The organism is Nocardia ninae NBRC 108245, from assembly GCF_007990755.1.
Classification (GTDB): domain Bacteria; phylum Actinomycetota; class Actinomycetes; order Mycobacteriales; family Mycobacteriaceae; genus Nocardia; species Nocardia ninae.
On sequence record NZ_BJXA01000036.1, the window covers coordinates 48,542 to 69,440 of the forward strand.

Sequence of the window (20,899 nt, forward strand, 5' to 3'; positions counted from 1 at the left end):
TGTTGCAAGGGCTTTGGTACACGATGCCGTTCGCACGCCCGAGCGTTCTGCCCCTCGGGGTCAACCGCCCGGCTGCTCGGATAACCTGCGAGCCCGCGTGCGCGTCAACCGCTCGCGATCGCGAGCACGCCGACCAGCGCCGCCCCGACACCCACCTGTTGCGGGCGACCGAGCCTCTCGTTCAAGAAGATTCGAGCCAGCGCGATGGTGACGAGGGTGTGCAAGGCCCCCAGTACGGCGACGATGCCGACCATGCCGAGGGTCGAGGCGGTCGCGTAGAGGGCGTCGGCGGCCACTATCAGCACACCGATGAGTGCGATCGAGGGGATGTCTTCGGACGGCACCGAAACCCGCTGCCGTCCGACGAGAATGACAACGCCGATCAGTCCGACGGCGGTGAGCCGGGCGGTCAGCAGTGCCCAGCCGATATCACCCGTGCTCGCGGTGTCCATGGCCAGGAAGAACGTCCCGAAGCCGACTGCGGCGAGTAGGCCGAAGCCGATGCTCGGCAGCACCTGACCAGCCTTGCCGCCCTGCTCGGACTTCAACGACGCAACCACCAAACCGACGAGAGCCACTGCGAGACCGGCCAATTGAAGTGCTCCCGGCACCTCGCCGAACAGCAACCCGCCCAGCAACGGCACCACCGGCGCGGTCGAGGCAACCGCCGCGACAATGCTGATGCTGCCGACCGCCAACCCGCGATACAGCGCGGCAACCGCGGCGGTTTCGGCGAGACCCGCCAGCGCGGCATAACCGAGCGAGGCGGGTTCGGGCGGGCCGCCACCGCGGACGAGCGTGAAGACCGTCACCAGCACCAGCGCGGTGGACTGCGAGATCAGCAGCACTGAAAGTAGCGGCAGAGTACGGCTTTTCAAACCCCCGAGGAAGTCCGAGGTACCCCAGCCGAACGCCGCCCCGAGGGCTAGCGCGATCGCGATCATTAAACAGCTGTCCTTCTCTGAATTCTCGGATCTCAGGCGGTGTGGGCCAGCAGTTCGGGAACGACCGCACTCCAGGTATGCGGCGGGAAGACCTCGTGGCCGGTCTGTTCCAGCGCTACGAAGCGCGAGCCGGCGATTTCCGCGGCCAGTGCCCGGCCATGTCCGATCGGGAAGAGCGGATCTTCGGTGCCGTGCAGCACCAAGGTCGGTACTGCTATCTGCCCCAGCCGATTCCGCCAGGGCGCGCCCGGGTCGAGCAGGTACGGGTTAGTCAGTTGCGCGCCGATATTGTTCGCACGGTCCACGACGCGCCGAGCCTGCTCCCGCTGCGTCTCGAGGTCGAACGGCCGGGTGGCGGCGGCAAACGGACGCATCGACTCGGCCAAATACTCCACCACGGCGTTCCGGTCGTGCCAGTCCGGGGTCGGGGCTTCGGCAGCGAAGTATGCCGCTAGCTCCGGTGTCATCCCCGGCAAGTCGGACTGCTCGTGGCCCGGCCCACCCGGCGTGCCTGAGGCAACGGCCAGGGAGGCGACCAGTTCGGGATGGTCCAGTGCCAGTAGTTGAGCGACGGCCGACCCCTGCGACATGCCGACCAGATGTGCTTTGCCCAGTCCGAGGACGGTGATCAGCTCGGCCGCATCCGCAACCAGATCGCGCAGCCCATATGCCGGAACGCCGACGGGATAGGTGGTCGACCGGCCCGCGTCGCGGCTGTCGTATCGGACGACGTAGCGTCTGTCCGCCGCGAGCCGCTGGACGAATTCGACATCCCACGCCAGCATCGATTCCCCGGCGCCGTGCAGCAGCAGAACCGCCGGATCGGCTGAATTTCCGAAACCCTGCACACACAGGTTGACGCCGTTCACCGTGGTGGTCCGCTCGTTGGTACCCATAACCTCATCCCAAGTTCGTTACATGTAACGATAACCCTAGACAGGTCTCCGTTACATGTAAACAAGATTGGTTAAACTCGCAGATATGCACCGGAATCCGGATTCGAGGACCGAACGCCAGGCCCGTGCGGCCTGGCTCGCCTATCGGCGGCTCCACGAACGCGTCGACGCCGAGATCGCCCGAGATCTCGAACGGGAGTGCGGCCTGTCGATGCCGGACTACGATGTCCTCGCCGCGCTGACCGAACTGGAGAGTCCGGACACGTGCATCCGGGTGCGGGGGCTGGCGGCGCATCTGAGCTGGGCACACAGCAGGTTGTCCCGACAGCTCGGGCGCATGGAACAGCGCGGACTGATCGCGCGCGAACCCTGCGAGCGGGACGGCCGCGGAGACGACGTCCTACTCACCAAATCGGGCCGGGAAACCGTCGAAACAGCGGCACCCACGTACAACTCCTCGGTGCGCGACCGTTTCACCGTGCGACTGACGCCACAACAGCTCGCCGCACTCATCGAGATCGAGCGAGCGATCGCGAAAGGGCAATGACATCGTCGGTGATGCCTCTCACGGTCGGTCAAGCCAGGCCTTCATTCATCCACGGTGCCCGGTCGTGTCGTCCGCAGGTGCGGGCGGGAGAGGTCGATCGCCGTGACTGCTATTCCCTCTCCTGAGCGAGGAACCCGTCAGCGTGACGGCCGGGCGAGATCGGTGACCGTGGCCCGCTCGCGGCAATGTAGGCGGGGATCGGTCCGCGCACGCGGTGGCGACAGCAACGATCAAGGGTGCGGAGCGAAGATCATTTCGTTCGGGCGTTGGGCTCGACGAAGTTCCACCCTGCGCCGCAAGGTGCGTAAGAGGATTGGGGATTGCCCTGGACCCGCCAAGGGCCGAAGAAGTTTTCGTAGTCGAAGCTGCCAGAAGGAGTGAGATACCGACAGCGGGCCACCGCCCTGAACTGGGTGCCTGAAGCAGACGTATAGCAGTAGGCCGTCGCCCCGTTGCCCGACTGCGAGGCGCGGCAGCCAGGGGGAGCCGCGGACGCGGGCGACGCCATGGAAATAGACAACCCGACGGTCGTCAGCGTCGCGGCGAGCATGATTTTCGCGGTCCGATACTTCATGAGATTCCCTCTGTATCGAGAGGTGATCTGGTGCTCGAATGAGCCTTTCCGCAGCCCCTCTCGGACATGATGGCACCGTCGCGCGGCGAAAGTCCAGGGCACCGATCCAGCGTCGATGGCGTCCACCACTCCAGCTACTGCACCGCCAACAACAGGTGCTCGGCACAGGTCGAGGTGGCAAACCGTCAGTTCAACGCATTGCCGCCGAGTCTCTACCGGAAACGATTTCGGCTGCCTCGCTTCATGCTGGAAGACGAATCAGGTTATGGCACAACTGGTCTTGGACGCCCCGCGCAGTTCGGACTTAGGGTCCAGTCGTACCGGCCACGATCCGCAGTCCATCACAGGAGATGACCGCATGAGCGTCACCATTTCACCTGCCGTGCAACGAGTTCTCCCGCTACTCACCGACCCGCCGCGGGTTCCGACCACGCCGAACGGCTACCTCGACCAACTCGGCTCGCAACCCGGCGCCGACGGGCAAGATGTCAACAACGGTGTCGTGCAGTCGCTGTGGAGCTCGCGCATCGGTGCGTTGTTGTACGACTACGCATCCACGGCCGCCAGGCGCGTCGTCGGCTTCCTGCAATCCCCCGCTGAACGACTGCACCTTCGGCCGGGCCAGACGGTGCTCGACATCGCTTGCGGCCCAGGAGAAATCACCGCATCGCTCGCCAACAAGGTTGGTCCGGACGGGCTCTCGATCGGCATCGACATCTCCGAGTCGATGCTCGTCCGCGCCGCCCATCAGCACCCCGCCGACAACACCGCCTTCCTGCGCGCCGATGCCCAACGAATCCCGTTGCTGGACAACACCATCGATGCGGTGACCTGCATAGCAGGGCTACAGCTCATCCCCGACCCGGATACCGCCCTGGCCGAGATGATCCGCGTCTTGCGACCCGGCGGTCATCTCGCGGTGCTGGTGCCGACCGTGGGTGCCGGTCCGCTCGAACTGCTCGGACGTTACGTGCCAGGCTTCGGCGGCGCACGCATCTTCGCCGAGTCCGAAATCGCGGACCGCGTCCGGGGTTTCGGACTCGGCGACGTAACCACTCGACGCCTTGCGACGATCCAATGGACCTGCGGGCACAAGATCGGCTGACGTAGCTCGCACGCTGCAGTGCCATGCGCCGATGAGTTTCCGGTCTGGCTGCCGCGCAACGCGCGGCTAGCGGCCGGTCGATCCAGGTGCCCCGTCGCCACCATCCGAACCGGGGCGTTGGTTCCTACCGCCCGGGGCGTTGTTACTCGACGGAAAGTTCGGAGTCCTCGATCGATTCGATGATTCCGGCACGCTGGTCGACGGTGTCACTGACTTCGGCACACTCGTCGACGGTGTCGATGACCCCGGCACGCTCGCCGACGGTGTCGAGCCATTCGTCGTCGACTGTTTCCCTCCCTCGGTGCCGTTCTGCGGGGTCGTGGTCGTCGGCACGCGGCTCTCACTGGGCTGCACTGTCTCGTCGTCTCCGCTCGTCGAGGGGTTGTCGGGCTGGTCGCCGCCGCCACTCCACAAGTGCCCCACTGTGGTGACCTCGTCGCCCGAGATCGACTTCCCGGTGACGCCCTCGAAGCCGGTGATCATCAGAATCGCGATGAGGAACCCGACCACGCTGGTGCCGACGATCAGCGGCCAGTGCAGGCGATACCCGCGGCGTACCTGCTCTTCGCCGGATTCGGCACCGGGAGACCGGAGATTCAGCTGGGGAATGACCACAGTGGGGTCCCCGCCGACGGACCGCCCGGCACCCAATCCTGGCACCCTGTTGTTCGGGGGCTGCCGAGGTTGATATCCGGTACCGACTCCAGGCCGCATGTCGTTCGCACGGCCCGCCCACGACTGCGTGGGCGGATGGTAATTGTTCGTGTGCTGTCCGGACACCTGCCGCGGTTGCCGGCCCGGCCCGGCCTGCTGCCGGGTACTCGGATCTGCCAGCGCCAGCGCCGCCTCCCTGGTGCGCTGCGCCGCCTCTTTCGTCTTGCGCATCGAGCGCAGGTACAGCTCGCCGCCCACCGTGGACACCACGCTCGCGATCCCGGCACCCGCCACGGTGCCGGCCACCCCCAGCGTCGATCCCAGGAAAGCCGCAGTGACCGCCGCCAGGGCTGCCGCGGTGACCTGCGACGGTTTGATGCCGTCCTTCTTGTCAGAGGTACCTTCCCGCTCTTCGCCCATTATCCCGATCTGCTCGCATCGTCACCGTTTCAATTTCCCAACGCTACGCGCCGGGCCGAACGATCGGCTCGCCGCCGGGACTACCTGTGACACAACGCATTCCAGCCGCTTAACGAACATGAAGTCGACCTAACAATCACGAACAATCCAGCCTCGACAATCCGGGGCCGCCGCCCGGGCGACCGAGCTGAATCACCGCCTCGAACCCCCTCAGCCCCACCGCAACTACGTCTACGCCAAAGGATTTCAGGTTCTGGCACGATAGAGATCATGCGGCCGCTTCTGCTTCTCGATATCGACGGCCCGTTGAACCCGTTCGCTGCCAAAGCAGACGCCAAACCACTCGGCTACCGCGAGCACAAGTTCAAGATCTCCGGCTGGAGCAGGCGGCACCCGTTGCGCATGTGGCTCAACCCCACCCACGGTCCGGCCCTCCTGCAAGCCGCCGGTCCTGCCGAACTCGTCTGGGCAACCACCTGGGAGCACAAGGCCAACACCATGGTCGGCCCCGCCATCGGCCTGCCCAACCTGCCGGTGATCCGGTTCGGCGACTCCGGCCCTGCCTGGAAGTTCCCCGCCGTCGCCGCCTACGCCCGGCAGCGCCCGCTCATCTGGCTCGATGACGACTTCGGCATGTACCCCACTGCCCGCGACGAGTTCCTGTCTTCCCGCGGCGACACGCCCACCACCTTGATCTCGGTCGACCCCCGGACCGGCCTCACCGAATCCCACTTCGCCGAGATCCGCGAGTACTGGCTCACCGTCTAGGGCCTGTCGCAAAGGGTGGCTTTTCGACGACTGCCACCGAGTTCGTTAGGCGTTTCGAGGCCTTCTGGGCGAGCACGGTCCCTTCGATTGTGCACATCCGGTCTTCAGCAGCCATGCTGCCCGCATCGGTTTCGATGACCGCGGACTTTTCGCCGGACAACGCGGTGAAGTGGACAGTTCGCTCGGCACGTCCGAGCCAGTCGCCTGGGCGAGACCGTTGCAGGCGACCATTGATGCGCAGCTGTCAGTGCATTTCCTCATCGCATTTCTCTTTCTTTGTTGCGGGTGAGTTCGTCGGCCCGGTCGACCTCGGCCAGATCGATCCCTTTGGTTTCGCGGGCGCACAGCACCGCGATCACCGTGACGCCGGCGGCTAGGGCTAGGTAGATCGCGATCGGAACTGACGAGCCGTACACGTCGAGCAGCCGGACCGCGATGATCGGCGCGAGGGAACCGGCGACGATCGACGTGACTTGATAGCCGAGGGACACACCGGAATAGCGCATCCGGGTCGGAAACATCTCGGCCATGATCGCGGGCTGAGCCGCATACATGAAGGCGTGGAACACCAAGCCGATGACGATTGCTCCCACGATCGCCGCATTGTGTCCGGAATCCATCATCGGGAAGGCGAAGAAGCCCCAGCTCGCCGCCGTTACAGCGCCGACCAGGTACACCGGTCGGCGGCCGTATTGGTCGCTGAGCCGTCCGGCGAGCGGAATCGCCAGGAAATGCGCGATGTGTGCGGCCAGCAGCCACCACAGGATCACCTTGGTGTCGGTGCCGACGTGCACCTTCAAATAGGTGATGGAGAAGGTGACCACCAGGTAGTACATGATGTTCTCGCCGAGGCGCAGGCCCATGGCGGTGAACACGCCGCGCGGATACCGCCGCAACACCTCGAGCGCGCTGAACGAGGCAGCCTTCTCCTGTTCGGCGATCTGTTGCGCGGCAAGGAAAATGGGCGCGTCGGTGATCTTTGTGCGCACGTAATAGCCGATCAGTACCACCACCGCCGACAGCCAGAAGGCCACCCGCCAGCCCCAGCCCAGGAAGTCCGCGGCCGAGAGGGTCGAGGTCAATGTCAGCAGTACGACAGTCGCGAGCAGATTGCCGACGGGTACGGCCGCTTGCGGCCAGGACGACCAGAAGGCCCGGCTGCGGCTGGGACTGTGCTCGGCGACCAGCAGCACCGCCCCGCCCCACTCGCCGCCGACCGCGAAGCCCTGCAGGAATCGCAGCGCCACCAGCAGCGCGGGCGCCAGGTAGCCCACTTGCCCGAAGGTCGGCAGGCAACCCATCAGGAAGGTGGCGACACCCACCAGGACCAGGCTCAGCTGCAGCAGCTTCTTGCGGCCGTACTTGTCGCCGAAGTGGCCGAATACCAGGCCCCCCAGCGGGCGCGCGGCGAAGCCGACGGCATAGGTGACGAAGGCCGCCAGGATGGCGTCGAGATCACTGGTGCCCTTGGCGAAGAACACCTTGTTGAACACCAGCGTCGCGGCGGTGCCGTAGAGGAAGAATTCATACCATTCGACCACGGTGCCCGCCATGGACGCGGCAACGACCCGGCGGAGTCCTTGTGGCGCCGGTTCACTCGCCGAAGCCTTGTCGAAATCTATTTTGCTACTTGTCATTTCACTTACTTTCGGCATTGCTGGGTGCGACCGCGCACAGCGGTTCGGCCCCTGACGGATTCGAGGGGGGCGGCAGGTATCAACCGTCGATGGCCGCGGCGATCGCCGGCGCGCCGGTCCGGTGCGCGTGCAACTCGATGAAGGGGGCCAGCGCGTCGGGGTCGGCCAGAACGCCCGGGGCGGAGACGGTTTCGGGAAGCTCCCCGCGCAAGATCCGTTTCACCGGCACCTCGAGCTTCTTTCCCGACAGGGTGCGCGGAACCGCACGGACGCAACGAATTTCGTCCGGCACGTGCCGCGGCGACAGCTCGTCGCGGAGCCGAGCCGCGATCCGCTCCCGCAGGCGCGCATCGAGGACACAGCCCGCGTCCAGCACCACGAACAAGAGCAGCTCGTCGGTCCCGGATTCGTTGTCGGACAGGTGGATGACGAGGCTGTCCCGGATCTCGGGCAGCGACTCGACGGCGCTGTAGAACTCGGCGGTGCCCAACCGGACCCCACCCCGATTGAGGGTGGCGTCGGATCGTCCGCCGATCACGCAGCTGCCGTCCTCGGCGATGGTTATCCAGTCTCCATGCCGCCAAAGACCAGGGATCGCCGCGAAGTACGCACTACGGTAGCGAGCCCGGTCCGCGTCACCCCAGAACCCGATCGGCATCGAGGGCATCGGTTTGCCGATCACGAGTTCGCCCTCCCGGCCGATGGTCTGCCAGCCTTCCTCGTCGATCGACTGCACGGCGGCGCCCAACGCCCGGCACGCCATGACCCCCGCCCGGACCGGCAGCACGGGCGCGCCGCCGATGAAGGCGGTGCACAGATCCGTCCCGCCGGAGATCGAGGCGAAATAGATGTCCGGGGCGACGTGCTCGTAAACCCAGCGGTAACCCTCGGCCGGTAGCGGCGCTCCGGTCGATCCGAGGCCGCGCAACGCGGACAGATCAGCGGCAGCGCGCGGTGAGACGCCCGCCTTGCGGCACGCCAGCAGAAATGGCGCGCTGGTGCCGAGATAGGTGGTGTGGCTCATCGATGCGAGCTGCCACAACCGGGTCGGATCCGGGTAGGCGGGATCACCGTCGTACATGACTACCGCGCTGCCGACGGCAAGCCCGGACACGAGATAGTTCCACATCATCCAGCCGGTCGTGGTGAACCAGAAGAATCGGTCGCCCGGCCCCAAATCATGATGCAGGGCAAGCGATTTCATGTGCTCCAGCAGGATTCCACCGTGCCCGTGCACAATCGGCTTGGGTAGCCCGGTGGTGCCCGAGCTGTAGAGCACATACAGCGGATGCTCGAACGGGACCGGTTCGAAAGTCAGCTCGCCGGAATGCGCGACCAGCTGATCCCAGCTGATCGCCCCTGGCCCCGGTGCGGCCGCCGGATCCAGGTAAGGCAGCACGACGAGCTGGCCCAACCCCGTCAGCGCAGTGCGGATTTCGCGGATCTCCGCCGAGCGGTCGATCGACTTCCGGCCGTATCGATAGCCGTCGACGACCACGAGTACTTTCGGATCTATTTGGCCGAGGCGGTCGAGCACCGATCTGACGCCGAATTCCGGTGGGCAAGACGCGAAAGTCGCCCCGAGGCTCGCCGCGGCGAGCAGCAGCACCAGCGTCTCCGGGATGTTCGGCAGATAGGCCGCGACCCGATCACCGCGCCGCACGCCGAGCCGGAACAAGCCCTGCCGAGCGCGCGCCACTTGTTCGCGCAGCTCCGCAGCGGTGTAGTGCACGGCGCGCCGGGTCTGCGAGTGCGCGATCACCGCGGTATCACCGTCCGCCAGGCCGGGCATGCGCAGCATCGCCTGCGCATAGTTCAGCGTGGCGCCGGGGAACCAACGGGCATCGGGCATCCGGTCCGCATCGGCGAGGATCTCGGTCGGCTGAGAGTAGGCAGGCACGTCGAAGTAATGCCAGATCGCGGACCAGAATCCGGCCGGGTCGTCGACCGACCAGCGCCACAATTCGGCGTAGTCGGCGAAGTCGGTCTCGCGATCGCGGGCCACCCATTGCATGAAGTCCCCCATCCGGGTGCGTGCCCGGGCATCCGGTGGCGGGTTCCACAGCACCTCGTGGGCAGACTTGTCCCCGGTGTTCATTGCACTCCTATTGATGCGTCGCTGCCGAGCGGCGATGGCTTCCGGTGTGTTCGGGCACCGGAAGCCATCGCCCACGGCTGTCTGGAGAATCGGCCAGTTCAGGAACAGGCGGGGTCGATCACGTAGTAGTTGTCGCCGGTCTTGCGCAACTTCGTCGTGCCGGAGACGACATTGAGCCCCATGTCCTGGTTGGAACCGTTGGCCAGAGCCCGGCCGCCACCGTTGTCGTGCGCCCGCCCGGCCTGCACGTGCTTGTAATTCGAGTCCGCGAAGCAGGGCTGAACCGGCGGGGTGGTCGTCGAGGTCGGCGGGGTGGTCGGCGACGTGGGCGGCGTGGTGGAGGTCGGCGGGTTGTCGTCCTCGTGCGCGATGATGAAGTCGCGCATGATCTTCAAGGCCTGGGCATCGGTGATGATGTTGAAATGGGTCTGGCTGGTCAGCAGCCGATTGTCGGCGCCCTCGAGTTTCGCCGAATCGGTCGGCGCCACATTCCAATCACCCGATGACCGCAGTGTCAGATAGGCGACCTTGTCATTGTGCGGAACCTCGGTGCCGGAGTTGAGCGCGGTCAAGAACGGCGTATTCGGTGCGGCGAACTGCTGGCACGAGACGTACTGTTTGCAGTGATTGAACGTAGTGCCGTGATGCGGTCCCGCGAAAGAAATGTACTGCGAGACGGTGTCACCGCCGCCGAGATTCTTGATGTAATAGCGCGCGGCGAGGGTGGAGGCGGACCAGGTCGCCAGCACCACTTTGTTCGCGCCGGTCTGCTGCCGGACCTGGTTCACCTTCGCGCCCAGTTCTTTGGCCGCCACCGCGAGATCCTGGGTCATCTTGCTGCTGTCGGTCCAGGTGAACAGCCGGTCGGCCGGCCAGCCGTTGGACTGCAGATTCTGCTTCATCGGGTCCATGTTTCCGACGTCCCCGGTCATCCCCGGAATCATGATGACCGGATCATGGTTAGGCGCTGCGGCATGGACCGTGGGCAAAGTGGCCGCCAAGGCCCCGCCCGCGCCGACCACCGCCGCGATCGACAGTGCTGCCAATCCGCGACGCACCGAACCAGTGGTTTCGGAATCAGCCGAACGCTGTTTTCGTGAATGGAAAAGCATCGTTGCCTCCTGCCCCGCCGAAACACGGCACCCGGGAGATGTGTGCTCGTCGCCCCGGGATTCGACGGGGTTGTGATGCGGAACACCCGAGGTGGTTTAGACCATAGGAACGCCCGACACTGCTGACGATGGGTACCGGCGACACAATCCCGGCCGCGCCGATGTGCAGTTCACATCGTGGCGAGTCCGTACCACCCCGAATTCGCGATCGTCCGCACTTGCGACATATCCGCACGATTTTCCCTGTGTGCATTGCACATTGAGGGTCGCAATGGGCCGCGATAGTGTGCCCTGTCACCGCTCGTGCGGAGAAGCCTGCACCTCGACCCGCGTGAGCGCCACAGACCCGCGTGAAAAATCCGGTGAATCGGCACTCCCGGCCACCCGGTGACATCTAGGGTTCGATCAAGACCTCCGGACCCAGTCCGTGCAGTAACCCTCGGAGGAGCAATGACGGTCATCCAGGGCAGTTCGATTCTCGATCTGCTGCTCGAAGACGCCGATATCAGCGCATACGACGCGGCGTTGGAACGGGCCAGGCAGGCGGGTGCGCCGGTCGAGCGGATGATCGAACTCGAACACGAACGCACCGTCGCGATGCGACTGCGGGAAAAACTCCTCAACCATCGGCGCAACGAAGCCGAGTTGCAGCTGCTCAACGACACGGCCAACGATCTGGCTGCCATGCGCGATCCCGACTCGATCCTGCAGGCGATCGCCGACCGGGCGCGCCGGCTACTGGGTTGCGATCTGGCCTACATCAGCCTCAGCGACCGCACCCGCGGCGACTGCTTCATCAAGGCCGCCTCCGGAAACATCTCCGGTCTGATGAACGAGTTGCGGCTGCCCCGCGGCGCCGGAGTCGGCGGCAAAGTCGCCCGAACCGGCGAACCCTACAGTGTCTCTTCCTATTTCGACGACGACACCCTCGAGCGCACCCCGGAAATCGATGCGACGGTCGAGGCCGAGCGGATCGAGTCGCTGCTGGGAGTTCCGGTCAAACTCAAACAGGACATCATCGGCGTGCTGCTCGCCGCGCACCGCAGCCAGCGGCCGTTCAGCAGCCGCGATATCGGCGCCCTGGTGATGCTGGCCGCGCACGCCGCCGTGGCGATCGAGAACTCGCGGCTGCTCACCGCCACCCAGGCCGCAGTGGCGGACCTGCGGGTCGCCAATGCCACAATCCAAACCCACCTTGCCGAACTGGAGCGCACCGCCGAGGTGCACGAAAGGCTGACCAAGCTCGTCATCGAGGGCGTCGACGTGGCCGCGGTCATCGAGGCAACCGCGGCAGCGGTGACCGGCGAGGTGCTGCTCCTGTCCCCCGATACCGATCCGCCGACCTCGACCGATCAGATCGAGGCGCTGTCCCGGCGGGCACATGCCAAGGGGCACAGCGTTGTTGAGGACCGGCTCTGCGCGGTCCCGCTGATCACCGAATCCGAATCCCTGGGCACCCTGGTCCTGCTCGGCTCGGCCGCCGTCGACGACACCGATCGGCGCATCCTCGAGCGTGCCGCTCTGGTGGCCGCGCTGGTTCTCGTCACCCGCCGCCGCATGGCCGAAGCCGAGGCGCGGGTCCGCGGCGAGCTGCTCGCGGATCTGCTCTCCGCACAAACCCACGACCACGACCTGCTTCGCCGTCGAGCGTCCCTACTCGAGGTCGACCTGGACAGCTGCCATGTCGTGGTGGTCGCCGAACTCGAAACCGAGCCAAGGGAGCCGGTTTTCGCCGCGATCGCCGCACTGGCTCGACGCCTGCGCTGTTTGGCTACGGTGCGGCACCGTTCGGTGATCCTGCTGTTGCCCGGCACAGACGCCAGAACCATCGCCCGCGACGCGGCGCGGGAATTGACCCGCATCACGCGGGCACCGGTCACGGCAGGCGCGGCGATAGCCGAAGGTCCGACCACCATCGCCGCGAGTTACGAGGAAGCGGCGCGCTGTACTCGCGCACTGATCGCACTGGATCGCGTCGGCGCGGTAGGCGTCGCCGCCGACCTCGGGTTCGTAGGGACGTTGTTCAGTGGCGAGCCCGACATCTCCGGATACGTCCGCTCGGTGCTCGGCCCGGTTCTGGATTACGACCGGGAACGCGGAGCCGAACTGTTGCAGACGCTCGACGTCTTCTGCGCCACCGGCCAGAACAGCACCAAAGCCGCGCAGCTGCTGCATTTGCACGTCAACACCGTGACCCAGCGATTGACCCGCCTGGCGCAACTGCTCGGCGACGACTGGCGCGAACCCGAGCAACTGCTCGAAATCCAGGTGTCCTTGCGATTGCTGAAAGCGCAAGGCGCGTAGCGGAATTCAGCTATCCAGCGCCGACCCGCCGGCCGGCTCGCCTACCGAGTGGCCTCGCGATACCAGCCAACGACGACAACTTGTTGAGCCATCCCAGGTCGGAAGCCGCGCGGGGTGTGATCCTGATCAACATGTCCTAACAGTTACTGTTGAGCTAACGATAGGCGAGTTGTCCAGATCAGTTCGAGCCGTCTCCACAGGAGGATCGTATGAAGCAGCGTGCAGCGATACTGACCGCAGCGGTGAGCACCGCCCTCGCGGCGCCACTGTTGATGTCCGCCACGGCCAACGCCGATGTGTGGCAGCCGGTCCCGGGTATCTCGATCCCGCTGCCCGACGGCATGTTCCGGGGGCTGCCCGGCGTCATCGCCACCCCGCCGCCCGGGCCCGCGCCCACCGAAGGCGCGCCCTGCGAAGGTGACGGCCACTGGGTGCATCTCGAGGGTGGCAACGCTGCCCACTACGGCACCGAATGGCTCTGCGCCCACAACTGACACCTACGGGGTCATCGCTAATGAGCTGCGGAATCCGGCACCCCTGCGTAGTCGGGCAGCTCCACCCCGTCGATCGCACGCTCGACCAGTTCGGCGAACCATTCACTGGTGAAATCGACGCTCGGCTCGGCGTCCGGCCCGGGGACCTCGCGGCTGCGCGCGCTCAACCGGCCGATTTCCTGGTTGGCCTCGACGAACGAGCGCATCTGCTTTTCGTAGGCGGCGAATCCGGCTTCCGGGTCCCATCCGGCGGCGGTCAGCTCGCCGGCCAGTAGGTAGGCGCCGACCAGGGCCAGCCCGGTGCCCGCCCCGGACATGGGCGACGCGCTGAACGCCGCGTCCCCGAGCAGCACCACTCGTCCGTTCGACCAGCGGTCCATCACCACCTGGGCGACCTGGTCGAGGTAGAAGTCCGGGGTGTTGTCCAGGTGCGCGAGGATGTCCTGGGTCAACCAGCCGAAGCCGGCCATTTGCTCACGCAACAAGCGCTTCTGGGCTTCGACGTCGCGGTAGTCGACGTCGAAGTCCCCCGCAGGGAAAGAGAACATGGCCATCGCCTGGGTGGCGTCCGGGACGGGCCGCAGGCCGGCGGAGCGCCCGGACTCCTGGTAGTCGATCAGCCAGCGGTCCAGCTCGAACTCGTTGGGCACGCTATAGAAGGCCAGCACGTGCCCGAGGTGGCGGATGAACTGCTCGTGCGGTCCGAAAACCATCGCGCGTAGCGCCGAGTGCAGTCCGTCCGCGCCGACCACCAGGTCGAAACGCCGCCGGTCGCCGCCCGCGAAAACCACGTCGACCCCGTCCGCGTCCTGGGTGAGCTCGGCGATGCGGTCGCCGAAGATGTATTCGACTCCGTCGCGGGTGTCGTCGTAGAGCACCTGGGACAGGTCTCCGCGCAGGATCTCGATCTCCGCGATGTATCCGTCGCCCCCGTGGTCATCGGCACGGTAGGTCTCGAGCACGTTCCCGGCCGCGTCAACGGTGTGTGCGCCGGCGGTCTCGGTACAGGCCGCGCGCACCGCCGCGTCCAACCCCATCCGCCGGATGACCTCCTTGGCCACTCCGCGCGCATCCACCGCCTGCCCACCCGGACGCAACGCGGGTGCCCGCTCCACCACGGTCACCGCGGCACCCCACCGGCGCAACCAGTGGGCCAGCGCGGGCCCCGCGATGCTCGCCCCCGCCACCAGCACCTTGGGACCACTCACCCGCTGCTCATCCGGCCGGATCGGGTGCTCGTGCGCAGGGTTCTCGACGCTCATCACTGCCTCCATGTGTCTCCTCCCGCACTGGAACCGCCCAGCGCGGGCACACCGCTGTCGGTGTATCCAGCCATATGACTATGTGCACACACGAAATTCATCGGTCCAGCCGAATTCCGCCGCCTTCCGCACCGACCCGAGCGTCTGCTGCACGTCCAACTCGCCGTACGGTACCCGCTAATCGTCTCCGAAGATTCCACTAAGCAGTGGATTCTACGGTTGTCTCATCCATTCGGAATCGACCGAAAAAGGTGGGAAATGGCAAGTGCTGACTGGGATTTCGAGACGATGCCGAGCATCGACCCGCGCACGGCGGCGAACCGAGAAGAACTGCGCGCCGAGCTCGCGGATCTGTTGCAGCACGATCCCGCGACCCTGCCCGATACCGCTCGGCTCATCGAAGACCTCGGTGTGGACAGCCTCGACATGATGACCCTGTCGGCCTGGCTGGACTCGCACGGTGTGCGCGTGCAGACCGACCAAGAGCGCCGCAGCACCGTCGGCGATGTCCTGTCGCGCGCGGAAACCGTTGCGGGCAAACGTGTTCGACTCACCATCCGGGCTGGGAACGCTGCCTCGTCCGGCCCGGACTCGGTGCCGGAACTGCCAGCATCGCAATCCGATCCGCTCGCTCCTGTCCTGCAGAGCTCGGTGTTTCGGCTCGACGCCCTCCAGCCGGCCGACACCGAATACCTTTATGCGCTCGCGGTTCGCCCGGAGAACTGCTTCCGCTGGCGCTACCGCGGGGCACCGCCCGCGCCCGAACGCTTCGTCGAGGAACTGTGGGCACAGGTTGTCACGCAGTACGTCGTGCGTCGCATCGACGACAACCAACCCGCCGGGCACGTCGTCGCCTACAGCGCCGACCGCCACGGCGGTCACGTCTACATCGGGGCGGTGTTCGAGCCGGCGTACGCCGGAACCGGCCTGGCCGCCGAGGTGATCACCCTGTTCGTCCGATATCTGTTCCGCACCTTCCCATTTCGCAAACTGTATCTGGAGGTCCCCGGATTCAACTGGCCGCAGCTCAGCAGCGGCGAGGGCCGCTACTTCCAGGTCGAGGGCCGACTGCGCGACCACGTCTACTACGCCGGCCGCTACTGGGACCAATACCTCTGCGCGATCTACGCAGATCAAACGTTCGAGGAATCGACCTCGAATGGCAAGGAAAGGAAACTCTCATGAAGTCAACTGCTCGCCGCAGGATGCTCGTCGGCGTATCGAGCCTCGGGGTGGCCGCCGCAGCGATCGCGCCGTCCACCGCGTATGCCGCGACACCGGAACCGTTGGCCGCGGCCAAGTTCGAGGCTGCGGCGGCTCGCACGCCGCTCCCGGTGTGCGTGGATGTGCGGCACTCGACCGACTGGCGCCAGAACAAGCTGGACGTCACGAACAACTGCGGCTACGGCGTCAACTGGTTCGTCGACAAGGAAGGACCCAACCTGGATTGCCGGCACACTCCCGCAGGCGGCCGCGACCGCGTTACCTGGGGTATCCAAGACGCCTATCACGGCACCTACAAGTGCGGATGAGCCAGCGGGCGAATTTTTTTGCTTGCAACGGGATTCGCCCCCCCGCTAGGCGCTCACCTATCGATCAGCTACTCATCGGCGAGGCTCTCGATTCTCATTGCCGTCGAACCGATTCGGATCGTATCGCCGTCGGCGACCAGGGTGCCGGTCACGATTTGTGTTCCGTTGACATAGGTTCCGTTCGCCGAGCCGAGGTCGACGAGCAGCATCCCGGCCTCACGAACGACAAGCCGCGCGTGATGCCGGCTGACGCGTGCGTCGTCGAGGACCAGATCGTTGTCCGGTTGCCTGCCGATCCGAACCCCGTTGTCGATCTCGACGGTCCGGCCATCCGACACACGCAATACCGCGCGCGGTGCGGATTGCGTTGCCGCCGTGGTGGTTCTGCCGCGCGGTAACTCGATCGGCAGCAGCGGCTGCTGACGCCGGACCTGCTGCTCGAGGGCCAGGGAGACCGGATCGGGATCGAGCCCCTCCAGTTCCGCGAGATTCGTCCGTAGCCGCCGGCACGCGTCGAGCGCCTCGGCTTGCCTTCCGGCGAGGTACAGCGCGGTGACGAGCCTGCGCCACACGGCCTCGTTGACCGGATGGTCGGCTGCCAGTGTGGTCATCGCACCGACCGACTCGGCCGCACGCCCCAGGGCGATTTCGGCGTCGACCCGGCTCAGCACCGTATTCAGGCGGCGGTCGGCCAGCTCGGCCGCGAAGTTGTCGGCGAAGCCGAGGCCACGCAGATCGGCGAGCGGGTCGCCGCTCCACTGCGCCAGTGCGGTGTCGAAATGCGCGAGCGCACCGGCGTGATCGCCCGCTGCGGCCGCCGCAGTGGCCGCGGCCCGCTTCGATTCGAAACGCGCTGCATCGCAACAGTTGTCGGAGAGTTCGAGCTGATAGCCGGGGGTGATCGTCCGAAGTACGGCGGCCGGGTCGGCCCCCGCCGTCCGCAGGGCTTTGCGGATGTCGGCGACGAACACATGCAGCGTCGGGGCGAAACGGCGCGGCGGACGGCCGTCCCAGATACCGTTGGCCAGCGCATGAGACGACACCACTCGGCGCCGGTTGACGGCGAGCATCCCCAGCACCGCCCGAGGCTTGGTGCCGCCGATATTCAGTGCCGAGCCGTCGACCAGCAGCTGTACGGGTCCGAGCAAGCGCACTTCCACCGACGGCACAGTCTCGTCGGGCATCTGCCCAGGATAGGCGGTGGCGCCGGACCGCAGCGGGTATTCTGGATGCGTTCTCGTGCAGGAGGTGCAGTATGGCCGCCCCGTCCTTGCTACGGGGTACGGTTTTCGCCGACCATCTCATCGCCGAACGTCTCGGCTCCGGCGGTATGGGCACGGTGTACCTGGCACACCACCCGCGGCTACCGCGGTCGGTGGCGTTGAAGGTGCTGGATCCCGAGCTGGGTGCCGATCCGCGTTTCCGGGCCAGGTTCGAGCGCGAGGCCGAATTGGTTGCGCAGCTGGATCATCCGAATATCGTCGGCATTCACGACCGCGGCATCGAAAGCGGACTGCTGTGGATCTCCATGCATTACGTCCCCGGTGGCGACCTCGCACGCCACCTGCGCCGCCATCGGCGCGGACTGGACCCGCGCCGCGCGGTGTACATCGTGACCGAGGTCGCCAGGGGCCTCGACCATGCCCATCGGCGAGGCATCGTGCACCGAGATATCAAGCCCGCCAATATCTTTCTCGGCACCGAAGACCGCATCCTGATCGGAGATTTCGGTATCGCCCGCACCACCGACGCGGATGCCACCGAGACCGCCGGGCCGCCCATGCTCACCCGGGCCTACGCCGCACCAGAACAGTGGGCGGGCGAGGCCACGGACCCACGTACCGACGTCTATGCCCTCGGCGTCACGTTGCACGAACTGCTCACCGGCGGGCTCCCGAGTGCCGGTGTCGCACAATCGCTCCCGCCGCGCCTGGCGGCCGTGATCGCCAAGGCGTCCGCTGCCGACCCCGCCGATCGCTACCAGACCTGCGGCGACCTCGCCGCCGCCGCGACCACCGCGCTCTCGACGAACCATCGTCGCCACCTCGCATCGGTCGCATTCGGCACGACCGTGACCGTGGCGGCAGCTTTCGTAGCTTGGGACACCCTGCGCCCCAACCTTATCGACGGCGATCCGTGGCCCGCACCAGGCGTGGTGGAGATACCCGGCCCGCCGTTTCCACTGCAATGCCCCACGCCCTACCTGAAGTCCGACCGCGGCCCCAAAGGACTGTGCACAGCAGTAGACGCGGCCAAGAACGAGGCAACCTTCTACTTCTACTACCCGCGCAGCAACGAACGGGAGCACCGGGAAGGACCCTTTTCGATCCAGAGCCAGCGCGAGCCTGTCAAGAAACAAAAGGACGGCACCACTTACGTAAGCGGTCCTACCGTGAAATCGTCGTTCGCGGGCGCGGTCAATGTTGGACACCGCTACGACGCCGACCGCGAACACGGCGCCTTCGCCCGCGACACATTCGGCGGCCTGCTGCCTTTCCTGGCCACTTTCGAACCGCTACCGGTATGCCGCACGGTCACGGACTGCTGACCCGCGCTGCGAGGCAGGTGATTCACTCACTGCCGCCACCTCCCGCATGAAATTCCGATGAGGAGGCACCGGTCCCCCCGCTGCGCCGGCCGACGGTACGGTCACCCGCGCCGGGTTCATCGCCCCGATTGCGGCGGCGGATGACGCCGATGACGCCGACCACGACCAGCGCGACAGCGACGAGGAAACAGATCCCGGCGGCGACCCACGAGAAGTCCACCAGTGCGGCAGCGGCGATCAGCACCACGCCTGCGATGACAAACGACATCCGGCCCTCCCGGCGAAAGCGATGCGCTCAGCATACGAACTTACCGCTCCGGTCATTTTCCTTCTCGCGAAACAAACTGTCCGGACAGCAATCTCGGTACACTGACGGGTGGTGAAAGGGGGCGGAAGTCACCTCTACTCGGCTGAGCGACGCGCCCAGATTTCTTCATCGAACGCAGCTAGGACGCTCTATTCCGAGTGATGGGAAGCGAAATGAGTATCAGTCAAAAGATTACCGCCGGCGAACTGAACGATCTCACGTTTCACGGCAAGCTCGAGAACGGTCACCTGGTGCCCGGTGGCCTGCTCGGCGACCAGGCCGCGATGGATGACATCGAGGTCGGCATGTACGTCCTGGAGAAGGACGGCACCCTGATCGCCTGCAATAAGACCGCTATCGGAGCGTGGGGGCGCAGTCCCGAACTCGGTAAGAGCGAGAAGTACTGCGGCGCGTTCCGCCTGCGTTACCCCTCCGGTGAGGTCATGCCGCACGAGGCGGCCCCGCCTTCGGTGGTCATCAACAATGGTGGCACCGTGCGCGACGCCGACGTCATCTGCGAACAGCCCAATGGCTTCCGGCTGCTCGCACTGGTCAACGTCTTCCCGATCCGCGACGAGTCCGACGAGGTAGTGGGCGCGGTCAACATCTTCCGCCACAACACCACCAAAACCGTGCCGGGACTGATGGAGTCGGCCGACGCTGGCTGAGCACCACTGCACCAGCCACGCAGCGCCTCTCCCCCGCCGGGATTCACCCGGCCGGGAGAGGCGCGGTCGCCCGCTTCAGAAGTCGACCACCTCGCCCTCGACCCACCGGGGCAAACGCTCAGCGATGAACGACGCCAGATCCCGGCCGCTGGTTTCGACCTCGCGGATCTCTTCGAGATACTTCCCCATCGCGCGTTGCGCGGTAGCGGTCGAGCTCGTCTCGAGGAATCCGGTTCGTTCGATATGTAGCCCCTTTTCCAAAGATTCCGAGCCTCCTTCGTAGATGGCACGTTTGAGGGCTTTGACCGCGACCGGTGACCTGCGGGCAAGCCGGACAGCGGTACTGCGGGCTTCGTCCAGCAAGTCGGCCGGCGCGACCAATCGGTGCACGAGGCCGATGTCACGGGCGCGGGCGGGAGTGATCGGGGCACCCTCCAGACACAATTCCAGCGCGCGGGCAGCACCGAGCACCCGCGTAAGCATCTGCGTGCCACCGCCGCCGGGGATGATCCCGACCAGAATTTCCGGTTGACCGATCTCGTAGGGGCCGTCGGCCATCAACCGGATGTCGCAGGACAGCGCCAGCTCACAGCCGCCACCGAGCGTGCGACCGTTGAGCGCGGCGACGAATACCTTGTCGGAGTCGCGCATTCGGCGACACACCTCGTGATAGCGACGCAGATCGGCGACGCCACCCGCACCGGCGCGGGTCAGTGCCGCCTGTGCACCGGGAACATGATCGGCGGCGCGGCTGGTGTGCAGAGCCGCGGCGGCGGCGCGCCGGGTCAACGTGACCGGCGATGCCTCGGCGCCGGCGAGGATTTCGGCGACGTCGTAGTGGCTGACGAACACATCCTCGACCGCGCTGGTGAGCACTACCGCGCGGACCGCGTCATCGCGTTCGAGCGAGGTGAGCAGCTCCGCGAGAGCGGTCATGATGCCACTGGTGAGGAAGTTGTAGGGCGGATTGTCCAGCCACACGGTCGCGACGGTGCCGTCACGTTCGGTACGAATCATGATTCCTCTTCT

At 66.0% G+C, this 20,899-nt stretch carries 19 protein-coding genes; 9 read left to right on the top strand and 10 right to left on the bottom strand.

The features are described 5' to 3' along the window. Nucleotides 1–104: 104 nt before the first annotated feature. Both NN4_RS24325 and NN4_RS24330 read right to left on the bottom strand, forming a co-directional pair. On the bottom strand, nucleotides 105–944 hold the full coding sequence (locus tag NN4_RS24325) for an EamA family transporter (protein ID WP_147135696.1): 840 nt from the start codon (nucleotides 942–944) through the stop codon (nucleotides 105–107). Between the two features lie 32 nt (nucleotides 945–976). Continuing rightward, a complete protein-coding gene (locus NN4_RS24330; RefSeq protein WP_147135699.1) occupies nucleotides 977–1,840 on the bottom strand; it encodes an alpha/beta fold hydrolase in 864 nt (287 codons plus the stop codon). 85 nt (nucleotides 1,841–1,925) lie between these two features. Between NN4_RS24330 and NN4_RS24335 the strand changes: the two genes are divergently transcribed. Both NN4_RS24335 and NN4_RS24340 read left to right on the top strand, forming a co-directional pair. Further along, nucleotides 1,926–2,387 carry a MarR family winged helix-turn-helix transcriptional regulator gene (locus tag NN4_RS24335; protein WP_147135702.1) on the top strand — a complete coding sequence of 154 codons (462 nt, stop codon included), beginning with the start codon at nucleotides 1,926–1,928 and terminating at the stop codon, nucleotides 2,385–2,387. Nucleotides 2,388–3,319: 932 nt separating this feature from the next. Beyond that, entirely contained in the window at nucleotides 3,320–4,066 is a 747-nt protein-coding gene (locus NN4_RS24340; RefSeq protein ID WP_147135705.1) for a methyltransferase domain-containing protein, read from the top strand. 66 nt (nucleotides 4,067–4,132) lie between these two features. On the opposite strand, the gene NN4_RS45800 is transcribed toward NN4_RS24340, so the two are convergent. Beyond that, entirely contained in the window at nucleotides 4,133–5,140 is a 1,008-nt protein-coding gene (locus NN4_RS45800) for a hypothetical protein (RefSeq protein ID WP_222595154.1), read from the bottom strand. A 270-nt stretch (nucleotides 5,141–5,410) separates the two neighbouring features. Here NN4_RS45800 and NN4_RS24350 point away from each other — a divergent pair, with 270 nt between their 5' ends. After that, a complete protein-coding gene (locus tag NN4_RS24350) occupies nucleotides 5,411–5,908 on the top strand; it encodes an HAD domain-containing protein (protein WP_147135708.1) in 498 nt (165 codons plus the stop codon). 257 nt (nucleotides 5,909–6,165) lie between these two features. On the opposite strand, the gene NN4_RS24355 is transcribed toward NN4_RS24350, so the two are convergent. From NN4_RS24355 to NN4_RS45155, 3 genes are all read right to left on the bottom strand, one after another. Next, nucleotides 6,166–7,545, bottom strand: coding sequence for an MFS transporter (locus tag NN4_RS24355; protein ID WP_147135711.1), 1,380 nt, complete (start codon nucleotides 7,543–7,545; stop codon nucleotides 6,166–6,168). A gap of 79 nt (nucleotides 7,546–7,624) precedes the next feature. Continuing rightward, nucleotides 7,625–9,643 carry an acetoacetate--CoA ligase gene (locus tag NN4_RS24360; RefSeq protein ID WP_147135714.1) on the bottom strand — a complete coding sequence of 673 codons (2,019 nt, stop codon included), beginning with the start codon at nucleotides 9,641–9,643 and terminating at the stop codon, nucleotides 7,625–7,627. Between the two features lie 98 nt (nucleotides 9,644–9,741). Then, nucleotides 9,742–10,701 (bottom strand): esterase/lipase family protein, encoded by a 960-nt coding sequence (locus tag NN4_RS45155; protein WP_186818608.1) that lies wholly within the window; start codon nucleotides 10,699–10,701, stop codon nucleotides 9,742–9,744. A gap of 504 nt (nucleotides 10,702–11,205) precedes the next feature. On the opposite strand from NN4_RS45155, the gene NN4_RS24370 reads away from it, so the two are divergent. After that, nucleotides 11,206–13,059 carry a helix-turn-helix domain-containing protein gene (locus NN4_RS24370; RefSeq protein WP_147135717.1) on the top strand — a complete coding sequence of 618 codons (1,854 nt, stop codon included), beginning with the start codon at nucleotides 11,206–11,208 and terminating at the stop codon, nucleotides 13,057–13,059. Between the two features lie 209 nt (nucleotides 13,060–13,268). After that, the gene (locus NN4_RS24375; protein ID WP_147135720.1) at nucleotides 13,269–13,553 is read left to right on the top strand and encodes a hypothetical protein; all 285 of its coding nucleotides are present in this window, start codon (nucleotides 13,269–13,271) and stop codon (nucleotides 13,551–13,553) included. 17 nt (nucleotides 13,554–13,570) lie between these two features. Here the strand turns inward: NN4_RS24375 and NN4_RS24380 are convergent, their stop codons facing one another. Further along, the gene (locus NN4_RS24380) at nucleotides 13,571–14,815 is read right to left on the bottom strand and encodes an FAD-dependent monooxygenase (RefSeq protein ID WP_246181058.1); all 1,245 of its coding nucleotides are present in this window, start codon (nucleotides 14,813–14,815) and stop codon (nucleotides 13,571–13,573) included. Between the two features lie 258 nt (nucleotides 14,816–15,073). On the opposite strand from NN4_RS24380, the gene NN4_RS24385 reads away from it, so the two are divergent. Continuing rightward, nucleotides 15,074–16,000 carry a GNAT family N-acetyltransferase gene (locus NN4_RS24385; protein WP_147135724.1) on the top strand — a complete coding sequence of 309 codons (927 nt, stop codon included), beginning with the start codon at nucleotides 15,074–15,076 and terminating at the stop codon, nucleotides 15,998–16,000. After that, nucleotides 15,997–16,347 (top strand): hypothetical protein, encoded by a 351-nt coding sequence (locus NN4_RS24390; RefSeq protein WP_147135727.1) that lies wholly within the window; start codon nucleotides 15,997–15,999, stop codon nucleotides 16,345–16,347. The genes NN4_RS24385 and NN4_RS24390 overlap by 4 nt, the downstream gene beginning before the upstream one ends. Before the next feature lie 68 nt (nucleotides 16,348–16,415). Here the strand turns inward: NN4_RS24390 and NN4_RS24395 are convergent, their stop codons facing one another. Beyond that, a complete protein-coding gene (locus tag NN4_RS24395; protein WP_147135730.1) occupies nucleotides 16,416–17,531 on the bottom strand; it encodes a BTAD domain-containing putative transcriptional regulator in 1,116 nt (371 codons plus the stop codon). 71 nt (nucleotides 17,532–17,602) lie between these two features. Here NN4_RS24395 and NN4_RS24400 point away from each other — a divergent pair, with 71 nt between their 5' ends. Then, nucleotides 17,603–18,895 carry a serine/threonine-protein kinase gene (locus tag NN4_RS24400; RefSeq protein ID WP_147135732.1) on the top strand — a complete coding sequence of 431 codons (1,293 nt, stop codon included), beginning with the start codon at nucleotides 17,603–17,605 and terminating at the stop codon, nucleotides 18,893–18,895. A 22-nt stretch (nucleotides 18,896–18,917) separates the two neighbouring features. On the opposite strand, the gene NN4_RS24405 is transcribed toward NN4_RS24400, so the two are convergent. Next, nucleotides 18,918–19,163, bottom strand: a complete 246-nt coding sequence (locus tag NN4_RS24405) for a hypothetical protein (protein ID WP_147135734.1) — start codon at nucleotides 19,161–19,163, stop codon at nucleotides 18,918–18,920. Nucleotides 19,164–19,375: 212 nt separating this feature from the next. Between NN4_RS24405 and NN4_RS24410 the strand changes: the two genes are divergently transcribed. After that, on the top strand, nucleotides 19,376–19,870 hold the full coding sequence (locus NN4_RS24410; protein WP_147135737.1) for a PAS domain-containing protein: 495 nt from the start codon (nucleotides 19,376–19,378) through the stop codon (nucleotides 19,868–19,870). A 75-nt stretch (nucleotides 19,871–19,945) separates the two neighbouring features. On the opposite strand, the gene NN4_RS24415 is transcribed toward NN4_RS24410, so the two are convergent. Then, nucleotides 19,946–20,887 carry an enoyl-CoA hydratase/isomerase family protein gene (locus tag NN4_RS24415; protein WP_147135740.1) on the bottom strand — a complete coding sequence of 314 codons (942 nt, stop codon included), beginning with the start codon at nucleotides 20,885–20,887 and terminating at the stop codon, nucleotides 19,946–19,948. Nucleotides 20,888–20,899 lie beyond the last annotated feature (12 nt).